Origin of the sequence: Streptomyces sp. NPDC008125 (assembly GCF_042957125.1) — a bacterium.
Lineage (GTDB): Bacteria > Actinomycetota > Actinomycetes > Streptomycetales > Streptomycetaceae > Streptomyces.
Map to the genome: position 1 here is coordinate 337,536 of NZ_JBIBHR010000004.1, position 18,292 is coordinate 355,827.

At 67.3% G+C, this 18,292-nt stretch carries 21 protein-coding genes and 1 tRNA gene; 4 read left to right on the forward strand and 18 right to left on the reverse strand.

Annotated elements, in window-relative coordinates:
* Positions 1-15: 15 nt before the first annotated feature.
* Together ACFZAX_RS09245 and ACFZAX_RS09250 are read right to left on the reverse strand one after the other, a co-directional pair.
* Positions 16-777, reverse strand: coding sequence for a decaprenylphospho-beta-D-erythro-pentofuranosid-2-ulose 2-reductase (locus ACFZAX_RS09245; RefSeq protein ID WP_390960348.1), 762 nt, complete (start codon positions 775-777; stop codon positions 16-18).
* Between the two features lie 70 nt (positions 778-847).
* A complete protein-coding gene (locus tag ACFZAX_RS09250; RefSeq protein ID WP_390960349.1) occupies positions 848-2,203 on the reverse strand; it encodes an FAD-binding protein in 1,356 nt (451 codons plus the stop codon).
* Between the two features lie 170 nt (positions 2,204-2,373).
* On the opposite strand from ACFZAX_RS09250, the gene ACFZAX_RS09255 reads away from it, so the two are divergent.
* Positions 2,374-3,324 carry a YhjD/YihY/BrkB family envelope integrity protein gene (locus tag ACFZAX_RS09255; protein WP_390960350.1) on the forward strand — a complete coding sequence of 317 codons (951 nt, stop codon included), beginning with the start codon at positions 2,374-2,376 and terminating at the stop codon, positions 3,322-3,324.
* On the opposite strand, the gene ACFZAX_RS09260 is transcribed toward ACFZAX_RS09255, so the two are convergent.
* The 3 genes from ACFZAX_RS09260 to ACFZAX_RS09270 all read right to left on the reverse strand — a co-directional run bounded on the left by ACFZAX_RS09260 (position 3,272) and on the right by ACFZAX_RS09270 (position 6,940).
* Entirely contained in the window at positions 3,272-4,618 is a 1,347-nt protein-coding gene (locus tag ACFZAX_RS09260; protein WP_390960351.1) for a D-alanyl-D-alanine carboxypeptidase family protein, read from the reverse strand. The genes ACFZAX_RS09255 and ACFZAX_RS09260 overlap by 53 nt on opposite strands.
* A 455-nt stretch (positions 4,619-5,073) precedes the next feature.
* Positions 5,074-5,514 carry a hypothetical protein gene (locus ACFZAX_RS09265; RefSeq protein WP_390960352.1) on the reverse strand — a complete coding sequence of 147 codons (441 nt, stop codon included), beginning with the start codon at positions 5,512-5,514 and terminating at the stop codon, positions 5,074-5,076.
* 1,144 nt (positions 5,515-6,658) lie between these two features.
* Positions 6,659-6,940 (reverse strand): hypothetical protein, encoded by a 282-nt coding sequence (locus tag ACFZAX_RS09270; RefSeq protein WP_390960353.1) that lies wholly within the window; start codon positions 6,938-6,940, stop codon positions 6,659-6,661.
* 295 nt (positions 6,941-7,235) lie between these two features.
* Between ACFZAX_RS09270 and ACFZAX_RS09275 the strand changes: the two genes are divergently transcribed.
* A complete protein-coding gene (locus ACFZAX_RS09275) occupies positions 7,236-8,048 on the forward strand; it encodes a Scr1 family TA system antitoxin-like transcriptional regulator (protein ID WP_390960354.1) in 813 nt (270 codons plus the stop codon).
* Positions 8,026-8,247, forward strand: a complete 222-nt coding sequence (locus ACFZAX_RS09280) for a DUF397 domain-containing protein (protein WP_390960355.1) — start codon at positions 8,026-8,028, stop codon at positions 8,245-8,247. The genes ACFZAX_RS09275 and ACFZAX_RS09280 overlap by 23 nt, the downstream gene beginning before the upstream one ends.
* A gap of 63 nt (positions 8,248-8,310) precedes the next feature.
* Here the strand turns inward: ACFZAX_RS09280 and ACFZAX_RS09285 are convergent, their stop codons facing one another.
* The 9 genes from ACFZAX_RS09285 to ACFZAX_RS09325 form a co-directional block, all read right to left on the reverse strand.
* Positions 8,311-8,691, reverse strand: a complete 381-nt coding sequence (locus ACFZAX_RS09285) for a DUF732 domain-containing protein (protein WP_390960356.1) — start codon at positions 8,689-8,691, stop codon at positions 8,311-8,313.
* A 250-nt stretch (positions 8,692-8,941) separates the two neighbouring features.
* A complete protein-coding gene (locus ACFZAX_RS09290; RefSeq protein ID WP_390960357.1) occupies positions 8,942-9,652 on the reverse strand; it encodes a hypothetical protein in 711 nt (236 codons plus the stop codon).
* 56 nt (positions 9,653-9,708) lie between these two features.
* On the reverse strand, positions 9,709-10,179 hold the full coding sequence (locus ACFZAX_RS09295; protein WP_390960358.1) for a hypothetical protein: 471 nt from the start codon (positions 10,177-10,179) through the stop codon (positions 9,709-9,711).
* A gap of 965 nt (positions 10,180-11,144) precedes the next feature.
* Positions 11,145-11,321, reverse strand: coding sequence for a hypothetical protein (locus tag ACFZAX_RS09300; RefSeq protein ID WP_390960359.1), 177 nt, complete (start codon positions 11,319-11,321; stop codon positions 11,145-11,147).
* A 64-nt stretch (positions 11,322-11,385) separates the two neighbouring features.
* Positions 11,386-11,664 carry a hypothetical protein gene (locus ACFZAX_RS09305; RefSeq protein ID WP_390960360.1) on the reverse strand — a complete coding sequence of 93 codons (279 nt, stop codon included), beginning with the start codon at positions 11,662-11,664 and terminating at the stop codon, positions 11,386-11,388.
* Between the two features lie 190 nt (positions 11,665-11,854).
* Positions 11,855-12,175 carry a hypothetical protein gene (locus ACFZAX_RS09310; protein ID WP_390960530.1) on the reverse strand — a complete coding sequence of 107 codons (321 nt, stop codon included), beginning with the start codon at positions 12,173-12,175 and terminating at the stop codon, positions 11,855-11,857.
* Between the two features lie 235 nt (positions 12,176-12,410).
* A complete protein-coding gene (locus ACFZAX_RS09315; protein WP_390960361.1) occupies positions 12,411-12,770 on the reverse strand; it encodes a hypothetical protein in 360 nt (119 codons plus the stop codon).
* Positions 12,767-13,144, reverse strand: a complete 378-nt coding sequence (locus ACFZAX_RS09320) for a hypothetical protein (protein WP_390960362.1) — start codon at positions 13,142-13,144, stop codon at positions 12,767-12,769. The genes ACFZAX_RS09315 and ACFZAX_RS09320 overlap by 4 nt, the downstream gene beginning before the upstream one ends.
* Positions 13,145-13,177: 33 nt before the next feature.
* Positions 13,178-13,249: transfer RNA gene (locus ACFZAX_RS09325), tRNA-Ser, on the reverse strand.
* Between the two features lie 86 nt (positions 13,250-13,335).
* Here ACFZAX_RS09325 and ACFZAX_RS09330 point away from each other — a divergent pair.
* Positions 13,336-13,494, forward strand: a complete 159-nt coding sequence (locus tag ACFZAX_RS09330; protein ID WP_390960363.1) for a hypothetical protein — start codon at positions 13,336-13,338, stop codon at positions 13,492-13,494.
* A gap of 105 nt (positions 13,495-13,599) precedes the next feature.
* On the opposite strand, the gene ACFZAX_RS09335 is transcribed toward ACFZAX_RS09330, so the two are convergent.
* The 4 genes from ACFZAX_RS09335 to ACFZAX_RS09350 all read right to left on the reverse strand — a co-directional run bounded on the left by ACFZAX_RS09335 (position 13,600) and on the right by ACFZAX_RS09350 (position 18,187).
* Positions 13,600-14,763, reverse strand: a complete 1,164-nt coding sequence (locus ACFZAX_RS09335) for a hypothetical protein (protein ID WP_390960364.1) — start codon at positions 14,761-14,763, stop codon at positions 13,600-13,602.
* Positions 14,764-15,214: 451 nt separating this feature from the next.
* Positions 15,215-17,089: a DNA polymerase gene (locus ACFZAX_RS09340; RefSeq protein ID WP_390960365.1), complete on the reverse strand. Its 1,875-nt coding sequence runs from the start codon at positions 17,087-17,089 to the stop codon at positions 15,215-15,217.
* A gap of 50 nt (positions 17,090-17,139) precedes the next feature.
* On the reverse strand, positions 17,140-17,583 hold the full coding sequence (locus ACFZAX_RS09345; RefSeq protein ID WP_390960366.1) for a DNA (cytosine-5-)-methyltransferase: 444 nt from the start codon (positions 17,581-17,583) through the stop codon (positions 17,140-17,142).
* A gap of 70 nt (positions 17,584-17,653) precedes the next feature.
* Positions 17,654-18,187: a DNA cytosine methyltransferase gene (locus tag ACFZAX_RS09350; RefSeq protein WP_390960367.1), complete on the reverse strand. Its 534-nt coding sequence runs from the start codon at positions 18,185-18,187 to the stop codon at positions 17,654-17,656.
* Between the last annotated feature and the right edge of the window lie 105 nt (positions 18,188-18,292).

Genomic DNA, 18,292 nt, shown 5'->3' on the forward strand with positions numbered 1-18,292 from the left:
CCGGCCCCCGGGCCCTCACAGCCCGGCGGGGAGCCGGCGGAAGAGCGGGCGGGGGACATGGCGCAGCGCCGCCATCACCACCCGCAGCCCGCCCGGCACCCAGACCGTCTCCGAGCCCCGCCGCACCCCCGTGACGATCGCCTCGGCGACCTCCTCCGGGGTGGTGGCCAGCGGCGGCTCCTGCTGCCCGGCCGTACGGGCGGTACGCACGAACCCGGGCCGCACCACCAGCACCTGTACCCCGCTGCCCTGCAGCGCGTCACCGAGCCCCTGCGCGAAGACGTCCAGGCCCGCCTTGCTGGAGCCGTAGATGAAGTCCTCGCGCCGGGCGCGTTCGGCGGCGACCGAGGAGAGCACCACCAGCGACCCGTGGCCCTGCGCCTGGAGCGCCCCCGCGCACACCAGGCCGGCGGAGACCGCTCCCGCGTAGTTGGTACGTGCGACCAGCGCGGCGGCGGCCGGGTCCTCCTCGTCGCGCGCCTGGTCGCCCGCGATGCCGAAGGCCAGCAGCACCATGTCCACGTCCCCCTCGGCGAACACCTTGCCGAGACCCGGGGCGTGCGACTCCGGGGCCAGCGCGTCGAACTCCACCGTGGAGACCTGGGCGCCCAGCCCGCGCAGCTCGTCCGCCGCCGCCTCCAGCGCGGCCGACGGGCGCCCGGCCAGCCGGACCGTACGGGTGCGCAGGGCGATCAGCCGGCGGGCGGTGGCCAGCCCGATCTCCGAGGTGCCGCCGAGTACGAGCAGGGACTGCGGGGCACCGAAGGCGTCCTTCACGGGAACACTCCTGGCTGGTCGGGAAGGGACGGGGACGGGCGGGTGTCTCGGAGCCCGACGGGCGGGTGTCTCAGAGCCCGAGCCGACGCGCGAGGTCGGAGCGGAACGCGCCGGTCGGGTCGGTGTCGGCCCGCAGCGCGCGGAACTCCGCCACCCGCGGGTACATCGCGGTGAGCAGCTCCGGTCGCAGCCGGGAGTCGCGGGCCAGGCCGACCCGGCCCCCGGCGGCGGCGACCTCGTCGTCCAGCCCGTCCAGGAAGCGGCCGATGCCCGGCTGTCCGGCGGGTACGTCCACGGCGAGGGACCAGCCGGGCGCCGGGAACGACAGCCAGCCGGGCCCGCCGGCCCCCAACCGTTCCAGCACCGCGACCGAGGACGGGCAGGCCCGGGTGGAGAGCCGGCGCACCACCCGGCGCAGGGTCTCCTCGTGGCCGGGGCCGACCGTGAACTGGTAGCGCACGAAACCGCCCCGCCCGGCGGGCGCGGGCATCCGGGGCAGCGCCTCGGGGGAGCGGAAGAAGGCGTCGAAGCTCCGCAGCACCCCGGTACGGGCGCGGGGCGCCGCGCGGTGGCGCACCTCGTTGACCAGCCCCACCGCGGTGCGGCCGAGCAGACCGGTCGGCGCGAAGGCGGGCACGGGCGGCAGCGGCGGCAGCAGCGCGGGCGCGCCGAGCGGAGCCCGCCGGTCGCGGGCCGGCAGCGCGGCGAGCGGTGCGTGCGCGCCCCGCACCAGCACCGAGCGGCCGGTGGCCCGCCCGCGCGCCATCAGGTCGATCCAGGCGCTCTCGTACGGCGGGCGGGTGGCGTTCCCCGCCATCCGGGCGAGCAGGTCGTCGAGGTCCGCCGCCCGTTCGGTGTCCACGGCGATCAGCGAGGTGGCGATCCGGCGGCAGCGCAGGGTGGCGGCGAGGACGATCCCGGTCAGCCCGAGGCCGCCCGCGGTGGCGTCGAAGAGCGGGGTGCCCGGCAGCACCGTGACGACCGAGCCGTCCGCCGTCAGCAGCTCCATCGACGTCACGTGCCGGGTGAAGGACCCGGCCGTGCGGTGGTCGTGGCCGTGCACGTCGGAGCCGATGGCCCCGCCCACCGTGATCCGGCGGTCGCCGGGCACCACCGGGAGGTACCAGCCGGACGGGCGCAGGGTTTCGGCCAGCCGGTCCAGCCGCGTACCGGCGTCGCAGACCACGGTGCCGGTGACCGCGTCGAAGGAGCGGACCCGGTCCAGCGCGCCCATGTCGAGGACGGAGCCGCCGGCGTTCTGCGCGGCGTCCCCCGGCGACCGCCCGAGCCCCCGGGCGATCGCACCCCGGGGCCCGCGCCCGCGCACGACGTCGGCCGCCTCCTCGTACGTACGCGGACAGAACCGTACGGCGGTGGTCGGGGCGGTGCGGCCGGAGCCGCTCAAGGACACCGTGTCGACGGACATGCGGATGACCGTATCGCCCGAGAAAACCTCTTTGGGGCATTTGTTACAGGACTCACCGGAACGGGTGGTGGAGCGAGTGTCAGCCCGCGCGGGCGTCGAACTTCTCCCGCCGCACGGAAGTGTGCGTCCCGTCCGCAGGTTTTCGGGGGCCCGGAGGGTACGCGTACGTCATGGACTGGCTGAAGAGACTCCCCGTGGTCGGCCCGCTGCTCGCCCGCCTGATGGAGACGCACGCCTGGCGCTCCTACGAGACTCTGGAGCGGGTCCACTGGGCGAGGCTCGCGGCGGCCATCACCTTCATCAGCTTCCTCGCGCTCTTCCCGCTGATCGCGGTCGGCGCCGCCGTCGGCGCCGCGCTCCTCACCGACGACCAACTCGACACGATCGAACAGAAGACCGCCGAGCAGGTGCCCGGCATCTCCGACCAGCTCGGCATCGACAACCTCGTCGCGCACGCCGGCACGGTCGGGGTCGTCGCCGGGGCGCTGCTGCTCTTCACCGGCGTCGGCTGGGTCGGCTCGCTCCGCGACTGCCTGCGCGCGGTCTGGGGCATCGACGACCAGGACGACGGCAACCCGGTCGTCCGCAAGCTCAAGGACGCCGGGCTGCTGGTGGGCCTCGGCGGCGCCGCTCTGCTGACCCTCGTCCTCTCCACCGTCGGCTCCACCGCGGTCGGCTGGACCGCCGACCGGATCGGCATCCCCGAGGACGGCGCGGGCGGCGTCCTGCTCCAGGCCGCCGCCATCGCGGTCGCGGTGGTGGCCAACTTCCTGCTGCTGCTCTACCTGCTGACCCTGCTGCCCGGAGTGGAGCCGCCGCGCCGCCGGCTGGTGGTGGCCTGCCTGGTCGGCGCGGTCGGCTTTGAACTCCTCAAACTGCTGCTCGGCAGCTACATGAGCGGCGTCGCGTCCAAGAGCATGTACGGCGCCTTCGGCGTGCCCATCGCCCTGCTCCTGTGGATCAACCTCACCGCCAAGCTGCTGCTGGTCTGCGCCGCCTGGACCGCCACCGGCAGCAAGGAGGAGAAGGCCGAGGAGGGGAAGGCGGAGGAGAAGAAGGGTGAGCCCGCTACGGACGGGGGCGACGCCGGACCAGGTCCGGCAGCGGCCAGCGCCGGTTGACCAGCAACACGCCCGCCGCGAGCGCCACCAGGACCCCGCCGACCACGGCCAGGGCGATGCCGACACCGCCGGACGGCGCGTCGGCGGCGGCCGATTTCGCCGCGGTCTGCTGCGGCTTCGCCCCGGCGGCCGCCTGCGGTCCCTTGCCCGTACTGGTGCCGGTGTCCGATCCGGAGTCCGTACCGCTGCCGGTGTCCGCCGACTTCGGCGCCACCAGTTCGCCGACCGGCGTCACCTTGCCGCTCGCCGCGAAGCCCCAGTCCAGCAGCGAGGCCGCCTCCTTGTAGACCGCGTGGCCCGCGTCGGACGACGGGTTCATGACGGTGACCAGCAGCACCCGGCCGTCGCGCTCGGCGATTCCGGTGAAGGTGTTGCCCGCGTGGGTGGTGTAGCCGTTCTTGACGCCCGCGATGCCCTTGTACGGGTCGATGCCGACGTCCCCGGTGAGCAGCCGGTTGGTGTTCTGGATCTCGAAGGACTCGCGCTTGCCGTCCTTCTCCTCGCCAGGGAAGTCGGCCGTGGCGGTCGCCGCGTACTCGCGGAAGTCCTTCTTCTGCATCCCGCTGCGGGCGAAGAGCGTGAGGTCGTACGCGCTGGACACCTGGTTCGGGGCGTCGTAGCCGTCCGGCGTGACCACGGTGGTGTCGAGGGCCTGGAGCTCGTCGGCGTGCTGCTGCATCGCGGCCACGGTCTTCGCGACGGCGGCCTCCTCGCCGCCGGGCTCCTCGGCGCCGTTCTCCCCGCCGGTCGAACCGCCGCCGTCCTGTCGACCGCCGTACATCGAGGCGAGGACGTGCACCGCGTCGTTGCCGGAGCGCAGGAAGACGCCGAGCCAGAGGTCGTGGACCGTGTAGGTCTGGTCCTCCTTGACGCCCACCAGGCTGCTGCCGTCACCGAGGTCGGCCAGTTCGGCGTCGGTCACCTTGTGGGTCAGCGTCGAGGGCTGGAGAGCCGGGAGGACGGTGTCCGCGAAGAGCATCTTCAGCGTGGACGCGGGAGGCAGCCGCCAGTGGGCGTTGTGCGCCGCGAGGACGTCCCCGCTCTCGGCGTCCGCCACGATCCAGGAGCGGCCGGTCAGCTCCGCGGGCAGCACCGGGGCGCCGGGCCCCAGGTTCACCTGGGTGCCCTCCTTCGCGAGCTGCGGCCCGCCGATGCTCGACATCGGCAGGGTGGGCCTCGGCTGCTTGTCGTCGTCCTTGTCCTTGTCCGCGGCGAAGGCCACCGGACCCAGCACAAAAGTGGACATCAAGGTGGCGCAGATGACCGTCAGCGCGGTCTTTTTCAGAGCAGGCACGGTCGGAAACGTACAGGGCGTTCGTGTGAATGGGGACCCGGAGCCCCTGACCCGCCGTGCGCACCGCCAGGACAGCCCACCCCCGGCACCGGCCCGGCCGGGGCCGCCGTTCCCGACGAATCGCCAGGAACGAGACGCCCCGCGGTCGGTCGTCCGGGCCGTCGTCCGGTCGGTCGTCCGGTCCGTCGTCCGGTCGGTCGTCCGGTCCGCCGGGGGAGGGGCACCCCCGGCGGGGGAGGGAGTGCCGGGCGGCGATACTGGGTCCATGAAGCTCAGCCGTCCCGTCTCCTGGTTCCTGCTCGCGTTCGGTGCGTGGTCGTGGGTGATCTGGGTGACTATCCAAAGGCAAGTACCCGTGACCAGGAAGAGCCCCGCTCGCACGCCCGGGGGGAGCGGTACGAACGGGGCTCTTGTCACCCTGTAGCCGGGTTGCGGCGTACCCGCCACAGGGGGTTTTAGGTGCGCATCAACGCGTGTGCCTGGGCAACAACGTCGGCGTTCTCGATGTGGACGGTTCCGAAGTACCCGCCACGCCATCCGTAGGCAGTGTTCCCGTACTGATGGGGGCGGATCTCAGACAGCGTGTTGCGCACCGAAAAAGTCCAGTCGCACTCTTCGACCGTTAGGCGCATGTCGGCTGGGGCGTTTGTGCTCGCCCAGCCTGAGCTGAGGCACCAACGGCCAATCTCTTCAACGGACGATGTGGGGGACGAGTGACGCGCTGCGATAGACCAAAGGTCCGGCACGTGCCCTTCGTGGTCCGGCATCGTGCCGACAAGCCCCATTCCCTCGTGTCCCCGGGCGGCGTAGACCAGCAGCATGTGTTCCCAGTTGTGCCAGTCATGCAGGAACTTGCGGATGATGAGACGGGACGTGCCCTTGATCTCTGACGGCATGAAAAGACCCTATCCAGAAGCGGGCGGGCCCCCGGTCGGAACCGGAGACCCGCCCTGAAATCACTACTTCACCTGCGTCGGTCAGTGGCCCGGGGAGCCGGAACCGCCGTTGCCGTCGCCTTCCTCGATATCGGTGTTGTCGGGTCCGTCGTCGTCACCCCGAAGGGTGGCCGTGCGCTTGAGTGCTTCCTTGAGGGTCACCGTTGACCTCCTAGGTATCCGGCCCGAGGACTGTCCCCGAACCGTCGTGCACTTGCGACTTGCGACTTGCCGTTTGCTACCCGTCCGGGCGGTTGTCCGTTTCAACAGCCCGGACGGGGTTGTACACCCTGCGGATACAGGGGGCTTGGAACCCGGTAGGCGGGACGGGGGGCGTGAACCGCCTACCGGGAGTGGGGCCCGTCCGACTGCAACCGTCCCCGCCGACTACGGGGTCAGTCGGACGGGGGTCTATGGGGCCGACTCGGCCTCACCACGGTTGAGACGGGCGGTGCTCGCCCTACGGGAGGCGCTGCGGTCGCGTCGCTTGACGCCCCACTCGTCCAGTCGCGCACAAACGAAGTCCCGCGAAACCCCCCACCGCGCGCACAGGGCGACCATGGAGAAACCGGCGTCGTACTCCCGCACCACGGTCTCTCTACGGTTGATGAAGTGTTGCCGCGCGATCCGGCGTTCCTCCGCCGTTTTTCGCGGTGCGGGGCTCACGCGGCGTCCGCCGGGTCGTCGGGGCCTTCGTCCTGGGCGTCACTCTGCCGCTCAGGTTCCGTGGTGGGCGGAACCCAGTCCTCAGTCAGGTAGGGGACATCCCTGTTGATCAACTTCGTCTCTCTTTTCTTGAGACCCGACCGGGTGCCGCTGTCCGTAGTGCACCCGGTCGGGCGTTTGGAACCCGGTAGGCAGGAACGGGGGGAACGAAGGTTCGACCGCCTACCGGGAGTGAGACCCGCCCGACTGCCGCCACCCCCCACGGGAGAGACAGCCGGACGGGGGTCTTGTCGCTACCGCAGCGCCCGCCACGCCCGACCCAGCCGGCGCGTCGTGTCGCAACGAAGACTGTTGCGGCAGCGGGGGCACTGCTGGGTGTGGATGATCCACACTCGGTATGCGTGGTCGCCGGGGCTGAGAGGCTTCTCGACGGTCGCCATCACGCGCCCCCGTTGCAGGTCGAGCACCACAGGTAGCTGCACGAGTGGCCCGGGGCGGAGTACGGCAGTGTGCGTTCCGGGACGGAGTAGGCCAGCTCGTACGCCCGGTCGTCTATGGCGAACTTCGGCATGGTGACGAGCCCATCCGCGCCCAGCACTCCGCCCGCAAGCTCCCACCAGGGGGCCTCAGGGTGGCTCTGCGGGGCAACCGGCGCCTCTTCGACCCGAACCAACTCCGGGTCCGGGAGCGGCCGTGTGCGGCGCCGCTGTAGCTCTGTCACGGGTGATCCTCCCTCAGGTGTCGCCGAAGCTTCACGTTGCAGTCAGACCGGCGCGACCCGTCATCCTTGGCGTCAGCCCGTTCCGACGTGATGTCGGCGCAGGTGGCGCACTCGTCAACCGGGGCCGGTGCTTCCGGGAGGTAGCCCAGCCTGGGGGCAGGGTCAAGCTCATTGTCGAACATCAGGACCGCCGTCCGTCCGAAGCGTTTGCTTGGAAACAGATAACGGGGTTCGCGCGCAAGTTGGCTACTGGCATTCTTGTGTCAAGTGCTTTGACACAAGGGGGAGTTAACCTATGGCCAACGGTTACGGGTCCTGGTTGAAGGCGGCGCGGGAGGCGAAGGGGTGGAGCCAGGAAGACTTAGCGACGAAGTCGTACCTGTCTCGCTCACAGATTGCGAACTACGAAAGCGGCCGGCGGCACCCGACCGAACACGACGCGCGGGCCCTTGATGGGGCACTGGGCACGGGCGACGTGCTGACCACGTTCCGCCCCGGTCAGCCGGTCGGCGACGTTCCTACCTGGTTCGAACAAGCGCTGGAACTTGAGCAGCAGGCAGACAAGATCCACGAGTTCGCCCCGTCGTACGTGCCTGGCATCCTCCAGACTGAGGCGTACGCAACGGCGGTCATTGAGTCGAGCTACCCCCGGCGGAGCGAAGAGGACCGGCGCACGGACGTTGCAACGCGACTCGAACGGGGAAAACTTCTCGAAAACCCGCTCGCGCCCGAAGTCTGGGCGCTGTTGGATGAGGCGGTCATACGGCGCCCCATCGGTGGACGCTCGGTCATGGCTGAGCAGTTGAACCACATCGTGCGTCTCGCTGAGTCGGGCCGGATCAGGGTCAACGTCCTGCTGTTCGCGGCCCTGCCGCATCCGCTGCTAGACGGGCAAGTGACCCTGCTTTGGTTCGATGACCAACCGCCGGTTGCGTACGCCGAAGGCATGCGTACAGGCACAGTTCATGACTCGCCGTCGATGGTGACGGAGATTCAAGGGGCTTACGATCTTGCCCTGAGTGAGGCCCAGCCCCTTCATGCGTCGATCGCCCTACTGAGGGCACAAGCGAAGGAATTTGAAGATCATGACAGAACGCCGGATCGCTGACTCGTCCACGCGGACGGGGTGGCGGAAGTCGTCGTACAGCGGCGCACAGGGAGGGTCCTGCCTTGAGGTTCTGGACGGCCTCATGGGCTCCGTGCCGGTCCGCGACAGCAAGGCGCCCACGGGTCCCGCGCTGGTTATTTCGTCGGGTCCGTGGGCGGCTTTCGTGGCTGCCGCCGTGGACGGTACGTTCAGCCCCTGACAGAACGCGCACATCGGGGACCCTTGGGCGAGTGGCCTGAGGGTCCCCTACGTGTGTCTGCTGCTACGCGCAGAACGCTGCCTTCACCGCGTCTACGATCTGCTGCCCCTGGGCGTCCGTGAGTTCGCCGGCCGTGCCACCGGAGAAGCGCGAGTTGGCGTTCGCGGCGACGGTCGCGGAGTCCTTCCCTGCCTGAAGATCGCTGCACACGTTCCGGGACCGGTTCACGGCGCGGTCTTCGTCGGCGGCAAGCTCCGGCTTGATGCCCTTCAGTGCGTCCATGAGCGCCGCTGTCTGCCCCGCGTCCGGTGAGGGGATGGACGAGACGGCAGGGGCGGAGCTGGGCGCCTCAGCAGCCTTCGGGGCCGCTTCCTCCCCGCTGCACCCGGCAAGGGCGAGAACGGCTATTGCGGCGGTGGTGGTGAGCATGGCGAAGCGGCGCACGGTGGTCCCCCGAAAGTGGTTGCGCTGTACAGGAACCGTGATCGTAGCGTGTGGGTACGACAAAGCCCCCGGTACCGCCCGCGAAGGCCAGTACCGGGGGCAAGTGCCACCGTGTCATCTGCCGGCACACACGGCGGCTTCCGGATGTTCCGCCCCACGGAGTTCACGAGCGAGGAACGGGCCGACCATACGCAGAAACCCCCGTACTCCGCGCCGAGTTGGCGAGAAGCACGGGGGATGTGGTAGCGCCCTACACGGTTAGCTCCGCGTCGAGCTGCTTGAAGCGCTTCCGAACGGTGGCGGGGTGCCGACCGGCAGCAGCGGCGACTTCTACCGGGTCGAGCTTGTGGCGCCACCCTTCCTCAATGATCTTGTTCGCTTCCGCGTTGGGCATGCGCTCATGCCGGATGAGGCCCTGAGGGGCTTCCTCGGCCGCGAAGTCCTGGGCTACGTCGATCGGGTCCGGCTGGGCGTCAAGCAGCTCTTCAAACGCCTGAACGTTGAACGCGGGGTGTTGCGCTCGTTCCTCGGCGGTCAGGGCGAACGGTGCTTCGCGCTCGACTTCGGCGAGTGCCGCCATGTAGCGCGGCCCCACTTCGGCGAGCAGCATCACGAGCGCGGGCGCGATGACGTGTACCGCCACCCCGACCCAGTCGCGTGCAGCTACGGACAGCCACGTGTTCAGGAAGACGGACGCAAGGCCCGTGATCCAGCGGAACGCGACCGGCCACGCCCCCAGCCCCGTTACGCCGTACTTCGCCAACGTGGACTCAGCCGACAGCGCCATGATGAACGCCACGTCCACGATGAGGCCCAGGACCCAGCCGGACCACGACCACGCGCTGTGTCCCGCGACGAACGGTGTCGTCGTCATCGCGGAGTAAAAGACCAGCCCGATGATCAGGAACCACCGCCCGCCGGTCAGCACTCGCCGGGTTCTTGTGATCGTCTTCGCGTCCAACTCGCTTACTCCCTTTGGTAGTTCCTCTTTCAAGATCACCTAAGGGAGTGAGATACCTAGAAGAGCGAAACGACGGTTTCCGCATCCCAGGTGTCCGCCGGCTCAGTGGACGCGGTGGCGTCACTCGCGCACGAGTCGGAGAGCGGCACGCCCAGGCGCTCGGCGAGTTCAGCGCTGCACACGGCGCCGGGGTCAGCGTTGTACGTGGGGTCGCCCCAGTTGCTCGGGTCGGTCAGGTCGGTCGGGTCAACGTCGGCTCCGACTCCTTCGCCGTCCGCTTCGATGCCGGGGTTGTTCGCGTCGTCCGGGAAGGGAAGGTACGCGTCCGGCACGTGGGGGAGCGAAGGGGCGAGCGCGGCCCCGATGTCGTCAAGGATCTTGCCGTCACCTTCCGCGTCCGTGGCAAGGCCCTTGCTGCCTGCCGTGGGCTTCGCGTGCTTCGGTGCGGACGTGGGCTTCTTCTTCTTCGTCTCCGCCCCGCTGGACGGCTTCGCGTGCTTGGCGGTGCTCTTCGGGGGTGCAGTCACGGCGGTAAGGCTTCCGTCAGCAGCCACGGGTACGGTCGCCGTCTCCGTGGCGGTGTCAGCGGGAGTGGTGGCGGGGATGGTGGCGGGACTGCCCGAACCCACGTACGCCGTGTTGGAGCTTCCGGCGAATACGAGCGCGCTTAGCCCGAAGGCGCACACTGCTGAAGTTGCGGCTGCTACTGCCGTGGTGGTCATGCCCGCCATGCTGCTATCCGATCGATGATCTTGTTTATTTCCGGACTACTTACAACTTGAATATTTACACACCGAACGACCTGAGAGGGGCCACACTCTGTAACGCTCACGCAACGAGTTCGGGGGTACCCGGGTGGTCGTATTCACAGGAAGTCCAAAGCACGGGGTACCAGACGAGTTCGCACGTCTCGGCGCTCCGCGTCCACTCCACGGCACCCACCAGCGCGCCACGATCTTTCCGCCGACCCACGACCCGGAAGCCGTCGTATCGGGGGACTCCGGGAGCGCTCAAAAGCTTTGCTACCAGGCGCCCTTGCGCCCGCAGCACCTGTCGAAGCTCTTCGCATGACTGGATCAGTTCCTCGGACATGAGTCCCCCAAGGGTTGGGCACAGTGACCACTTCCGCAGCTCACCCGTGGGCACCCAGACGGACAGCGAGAGCGTGAACGGCGCGGAATGCATGTGACCCCCCAAAGGTCGGAACGTGGATCTCTATGTTGCACGCTGCGTGACGAAAACGACTCCGCCGTCGGGTGTGGGCGGCCCCCTACTCAGGGTGGAGAAGCCGTCAGGCGTGTACGCCCCCAGGTGGAGTTATGTACTTTCCGTACACATCGTTCGAACAGTCGTCCGAACGAGTCACTGACTTTACGCCCAGGGGCTGACAGACGCCACCCCTTAACGATCACTGGGGACGCGTCAGCAAACAGCAAAGCCCTCACCCAATCTGTGCGATTAGGTGAGGGCTTGTGCTGTTTTGGGGTGTTGCTCAGGCGGCTAGCAGGATCACGAGATACCCGGCATCGTCGGTCGCGATGCTCTCGCCGTCCTCAAGGTCGAAGTCCCCGGCGGTTACTCGCTTGTTGCAGGCGGGGCACCCGTAGAGCGACCCGGTTATGTGCCGGTAGTCGGTCTTGCCGCACTCGCCGCACTGGTGACGGAACATGATTCCTGCCCTTCGCTGCCGTTCGTTCTGACAAGGAAGAATCTAAGGTAATCACGTGATTAGGTCAAGCGACGAGAGCGGCGCCCCGTTCGAGAAGCCCCGTGATGTCCTCAGCGGTGAAGCCTCCCCGATGCTCCGCGAGCGGTTCGCCGTAAGGGTCGGCGTCGTCGTAGACAAACACGGTTGGAACCGTCTCGACCGCTCCGGCGCGACAGTCGTACGACGTGACATCCACGAACTCCGGCTCCACGCCCAGCGCCCAACAGGCGTCATCGAACACTGACTTGACCCGCTGAACTCGCGTGTTGCGCTCCGGGAGATCCACGAGAACGGCAAGGATCACTTCGGCTCCGCTTCCTCGTACCGGACGCACACGGTGTCGGTCACGAGATGTGTCGTCACCTTCCCGTTCACGCCAACGGCCGTGACTAGATGCGTAGTTGTCGCGTAGTCAGCGCACGCCGGCCCCGGGTCGCACGCGGTGAGCGCGGCGCCAACGAGTGCCACGCCAAGGATGGTTGCGGCGGTTCGACTCACTTCGACTCCTCAATGTCTGCGAAGTTCACGCGGAGCTTCCATGCGTCTGTGATCAGCCTGTGTAGCTCATCGAACGCCGCGATCTTCTTCGGGCCGTAACCTTGCTCGCTGACCAACTCGCCGTGACGATCCTTGTCGGCCCACGTGTCGGCCATGTCGTCCAGTACGTCTATTGCGGCCGGACTCAGAGTCAGCAGCGCATTCCCCGTGCGCAGCGATTCCCAGTCCGCGACCACGGCGGCATAGGCGTTCTGGGATATTCCGGGGAGCGCGTGTGCGCGACGGGTGATCTCCGTGGGTACGTCGTCGGGTGTCATGCGCGCTCTCTCTCGCAAGGGCCCGAACCTAATCACGGTGATTAGGTTCGGGCCGTACGGCTAGTTGCTGTCGTCTCCGGCAAGCCACTGGGCGAGTGCAAGGGCGTCGTCCGGGTTCACACCCTCGTACCAGTCGCCCCCGCGAAGCAGTGCCTGTGCCGCTCGCCATGCGTCGTGGCGATGTGCCATGGCTTCGGCGCGCTTCTGTGAGGCACTGGGACGCGGCGGCTTCGACTCAGTAGCCACGGGCGAAGCGGGTCGGCCCCATCGCGTTCCGCAGCGCATCCCGCCGCATTGCTTCCGTGCGGTCGTACATGCGCTTCGCGCGCTCATCCGGCGTCTCTCGCGGGATAACCTTGTCGGCTTCCTCGGTCAGCCACGCCGCAAGCTGTCGAGCCTGAGCCGGGGTCATGACGGCGCGATCGTTCGGGACGGCAATGCTGATCTTCCCGGGTTCGTTGGACTTCACGAAGCCGATGACCCGCCCTACACCTTCCGTCTTCAGTACAGCCTTCGTCTCGCTCGTAATCTGCATGGTTGCTGCCTCTCTTGGATGTTTGTGCGGGTCGGTCTGCTTGGTGGTCGTGTTGCTCACGCGAAGGGCTCCGTGCCGACTTCCATGGCTTCGTCAGCGAGGAAGAGTGCCTGCCCCAGGGCTCCGACCCGCACGGCCCAGTCGGGTACGTCGTACGTGTAGACGCGGAACCCGCACTCGGCGAGAGTTGTCGTCCAGCCGTCGAACCAGTCGTCTAGTGCCTCGCGGGAGTCAAACCCGCAGCGCTCTTCGGGGCGAATGGTGCGCAAGGTCTTGTCGAAGCTGGGGCATGGGTGCCGTTCGTCGGTGTGCTCCCAGCGCATCGGGTCGATTCGCTCATTGGTGTCTTCGCCCAGCGATGTGCCGTAGGCGTAAGGGCCGGCGGGGAAGCTCATGACCCGCGCAATCTCGTGGGCGACTCTCCATACGCGCATCCGGCGCCCCCTCTGTCGTCGCTTGTTCGTGCGTGCCCCGGGCGGGAGTCGAACCCGCTCGTGTCCGGTTGATCAATCCGCGCTCTACCGTTGAGCTACCGGGGCTCAGGGCCGAAGCCCCTACGTGCTATCGGCGTGCCGTGAGGGACGCGAGGGCGACACCCAGGCAGAGAATTCCGAAGTTCTGACACATGTCCGAGAAGAACTGCATTGGGTTTCTCCTAGGTCAGGCGGTGCGCATCATGCGCTTGATGAGCGGGACTGATTCGGCGAACGAGTGGCGCACGCTGCTGATCACGTCGCCCGACGCGCCGCGTGTCACAAACTCAACCGCGTTGCCTGCCCGCTGAGTGGTGACCGTGTGGCCAGTAGGGAGATTGAAAGTTCGCATCGTGCGCCCCGTCCGGTTGGTGGTTCCTTCTTCGGACGCCAGTAAGGGAGTGAGATACCTGGGCTCAGACGCCCGTACCGTTCCGTCCCTGATTGGTGAGCTTCGCGGCAGCAGCAGCCTCATAGGCGTCCGCCTTCGCCTCAGCCCCGGCGAGCCTCAGCGCGGCAACGAACCGCTTCGCGAAGGACTTGTACGCCTTCGTGCGGTGCTGCTTCACGTTGTACCAAGTCGTTGCCATGGCTTCGGCGAACCCTTCCTTGTCCGTCTCGTCGCCGTGGCCGAACTCCGCGAAGCCGTCGATACCGAAAGAGTGCTTGAGTACGGTCCGCTGGGCGGCACCCATGGAATCGAGTACGCCGTGTACGCGGTTGCGCTTCTCGGAGCCTTCGGCCATACGGGCATCGCTGACGTTGCGGAGATCCTCAGTGAGTGCGCTCTCGGAAGCCGTGGAGACAGCGGAGCGAAGAACCGCCATCGCGTCGAGCACGTAGCGCCGCGTCTGCGGGTCACGCGGGACGGCAACGGTGTCTTCGAGCGTCTGCACGAGAGCGGGCAGGGACGCGGCGAACTCTGAGGGTGTCGAGCGGCTGACGCTGATCCCGCAGTATCGGGCGAGCACGCTGAGGGCTTCGAGTGCGGCACCGTGGCCCACCTTCGGGCGAATCTCGCCGTCCGGCTCTTCGTCGGCAACCCCGGGGAGAACGTCAGCAAGAGAAACGTTTCTCTCATCGCTTCCCGCGCCAAGCGGCTTGTCCAGCGAAACGGAACCCTGCCAGGCAAGGCGCGCGGCGTCGGCACGGTCGGGGCTCAGCCGGCGACCCGCCGGGGGGAGCGTCTGGCACATCTTCATTGCGGCGTACACGTCGCCTTCGGCGGCTTCCACCATCGCGGCGAACGTCTTCACGGCGTTCTCATCCGCTCCGGCGCCCCCGTTGCGCTCCGCCCGTACTGCGTCCTTCAGCGTCGTCTCTATGGTCGTGAAGGTGAAGCGCTCGAACGCTTCAACCGTGTCGTCCGAGAAGCGACTCAGCGCGTCCCACACGGCCACACGGCCTATCTGTGCGAACTCTTCCCGGTAGTTCGCGAAGCCTGCCCCGCCGTGCGGCGCCATGCGGGTAGCAGCCTTCGAAGCGAGGAGCATTACGCGCTCTTCCCCGTGCTGAATGACTTCGGCACAGGCGGCAAGGTCGTGGTTCTGGGCGCGCTGAAGGGTCGCGAAAGTAAGCATTGGGTGTCTCCCTGGGGTGTCTGAATCGCACGAAGGGAGTCAGATACCTGGGAGCGCCCGGCATGAGCCGTACTGATCACCAGCAAGTTCCGCTTAGCCCTGAGGGCATGGCGGAGCAACCAATCACAGGTCGCTGACTCGCTGACGGGGGTTGATCAGTTCCGGTCCGTCGAACAGTCCGAACATACATCGAAGGTCATCACGTGATTACCTTCGTTTTGGGTTCGGACACCTGCGGAGACCCGCACGGGAGGTAAGGGGTTGCCGTGGATTCCAAGGCGTAACCCCGGTCTCATCCTTGAGAGGTACGGAGACAGGCGACGCGCGAAGCCCCGTTACCTTTGGTACATAGGCGACGGGGCTTCGGTCGGTCGGTTGAACCTAATCACCGTGATTAGGTGGCTTCGTTACGGGCGTGTGACCTAATGGGAAGTCAGAATTCCGGTTCCGCTTAGACGGTCGCGCCGTACAGGGAGCCCCATGAGTACCCGCCGATGTCAGCACCGGCCGTGATCGGCACGCCGAAAAGGTCCATCGTCATGCAGCGCTCGAACTCGCGCGCGATGTCCACAGCCTCAGCCTTCGGAGTGCTGAACACGATCTCATCGTGAATCGGAAGCTTCATGTACTCCAGAAGCCCCGCATCCCGCATCGACAGCATGGCCTGACCCAAGAGGTCACGGGCTGCGCTTTGGCACTGGTAATTAACGACGGCGTACGCACGGTGACGGTCAAGTGGGAGCCTTCGCCCCGTAGCCGACACGGTGACCATGCCGGTAGCCCGCGCTTCTCGCTGCCACCGCGACGACGCGCGTTTGATCTCCGGGAACACCCGGTTGTACTCCGAGACGGCGCGCGCAATCTCGACTTCCTCGGCACCGGTCTGCCTCGCGATGGTGGGGACTCCACCCCCGTACACGCAGCCGAACCCACAGCCCTTGAACACCTTCCGGTCCCGCTTCGACGCCCGCTCACCCTTGATGAGCCGCGCCGTGTACAGGTGGATGTCGAAGCCGTCCGGGTACAGCGACGGGTCCGGGTGCGGGTCGCAGAACCCGGCTTTCATGCGCTTCACGTCGGCGAGCGCGGCCAACACGCGCATTTCGATTGCTTGAAAGTCCACGGAGCCGTAGACGTGGTCCGGCGCGTCTCCGACTACCGCCCGCCGGATCATCCAGTCTGAGGAAGGGAGCGTCTGTGCGGCGAAGTCTCCCGTGATCGTCATGCGGCCCGTGCGTGCGCCCAGAGTGTTGACGGTCGGGTGGAGCCGCCCGGACGGGTCCACGTTGGCCGCGAATTTGTCCGCGTACGACGTGACCCATTTGCCGGCGCGCTTCGAGCGAAGTACCGCTTCGGCCAGAGGATTTGGCGCGCGTGCCCCAATGGTCTTCCAGTCGCGGTCAAGGTCAGCAAGCGGGAGTAGAACCGCCTTGTCTACCTTCAGAGCCCCGCCGTCCGTGGTCTGGGTCAGCGTCTCGCCCATGGCAAGCAGCGCTTCCGCCACCTGGGCGCCGGAGTTGACGGAGTCCACCCCGTAACGGGCGGCAACCGTGAGGTACTTCTCTTCTTCCTCGCGCAGCATCTTGCGGAGCGTGTCTACGTACTCAAGGTCGAGCGTGATTCCCGCGCGCTGCATGTGGGCGCACATGTGGGCTATCTCGTGCTCGTACGCCACGAGCGCCGGCCGGACCCCCAACCGTTGGTGCTCCGCGTCCAACACAGGGTCGAGCCGCGCCGTGTAGATCACGTCGAGCCCCGCGTACAGGTTGTATGTCGGGTGCCGAAGGTCGATGCCCGCCCAGCCGGTGGCCTTCGTCAGCCCCAGCGAGCGGAAAACGGCGGTCAAGTCGCCCTGAGTGTCTGGCGCTTGAGGGTCCACGTAATAGGCGCTGAGGGGCTTGAGGCCGGTCCCGATGCCGCCTTCGTGGGGCTGACGCGGATCGATCAGAACCGCTTTGATGCGGGTGTCCGTGGTCCTGGGCGCGAGGGATTCGAGGGACACCCCCGCGTGCGCGTCCAGTACGAGCCAATCGAAAGCCGCGTTGTGGATGAGGAAGCGCGGACACCGCTTGAGGACGTACTGAACTGCTTCAACGAAGCGCCCGCCCAGCTCGTAATGGATGACCCAGGCTTCCCGCGTCGTGCCGAACTGCACTGTCCGAAGCCGGTAGTTGGCGCTGTAGACATCGAGCCCCGTTGTCTCGGTGTCCAGCGCTAGGACCGGCTGACTCCGCGCCCAGTCCATGAAGGTGCGAAGGTCCCCAGTCGTCTCCGGAACGAAGATGGTGACCGGTTCGCCGTTGACGCCGTGTGCGTACGTGATCATGCTCTGACTCCCTTCCTCGTTTGGAAGGGAGGAAGGGAGTCAGATACCCGTCAGCCGTTGCGCGCGTCTAGAACGGTTTTCAGCTCTCGGAACGCCACGAGCGCTTGAAGGGGCACCACGCCGTTTCCGATGCGCTCCAGTTTCTCTTTGTGCGTCAGCCCGGGGACGGCTGTCACCCAACCGGGTTCCAATCCCATCAGCCACTCAGCGAAGACGGGCGAGAGCTTCACGCCACCGCGCGGCCCACGGATCACAGGCACCGGTGCCGCTGTCTTCCGGATCAACTCCCAGCGGTACACGGCCGGAGCGAAGACGCCCCACCATTCGGCAGGGGAGTGCGGCCCATCGTCGGGAAGGGTGTCTTCCGGCGTCACGTGAAGCAGGAAACACACTTCGTCTTCGAGGGTCGGCCCGTGTCCGCCGGCTTTGCGCTTGTCCGGGTGCTGGGCTGAACCGTTCGAGCCCAGGTTCGCCGTGGGCGTCTTGAAGAGCACGTCCGCGCGGTCACGCGGGAAGAGCCTCGCTATCGCCGTTACTAGATCGTCGCCCCCAGCTCCGGGGCGGTCAGCCTTCGCGAAGTCCGGGCCCCGGTTGGCGTCCGCCACGGTCGGGGTCGGAAGGAGTGGCAACGCAGAACCATCGTTCGCGCATGTGCGGCGCCCCAACGTCGGAAGCTCGTATAGATTTCCACGCAGCGTCATACCCTGCTTCGTGAAGCGATGTGAGGACTTCGCCGAGCCCCCGATTTCGGATCGCTCCGACGTTTTCCAGGAAGACGTATTCCGGTCGAATGACCCGTACGGCGTCAGCGATGTTGAACCAGACTCCGGAACGCTCACCGCGAATCCCTTCCCGTCTTCCTGCATTTGAGATGTCTTGGCACGGAAAACCGGCCGTGATAGTGCGCACGCGCCCGCGCAGCTCTTCCCACCGCGCCGTCTGAACGTTGCCGATGTTCGGGGCGTTCGGGAAGCGGAACTTCATGACTTCGCATGCCGCCGGGTGGACTTCGGCGACCACGGTCACTTTCTGCCCCGTCAGGTTCTCCACGGCGATTCCCAGACCGCCGTACCCTGCGCATAGTTCGAGGATGCTCAACTGTTCTCCCTTGTTGACCAGCCCTAAGGGAGTGAGATACCTGGGTCCGGACACGCGAAGGGCCCGGACCTAATCATCGTGATTAGGTCCGGGCCCAGGTCCGCG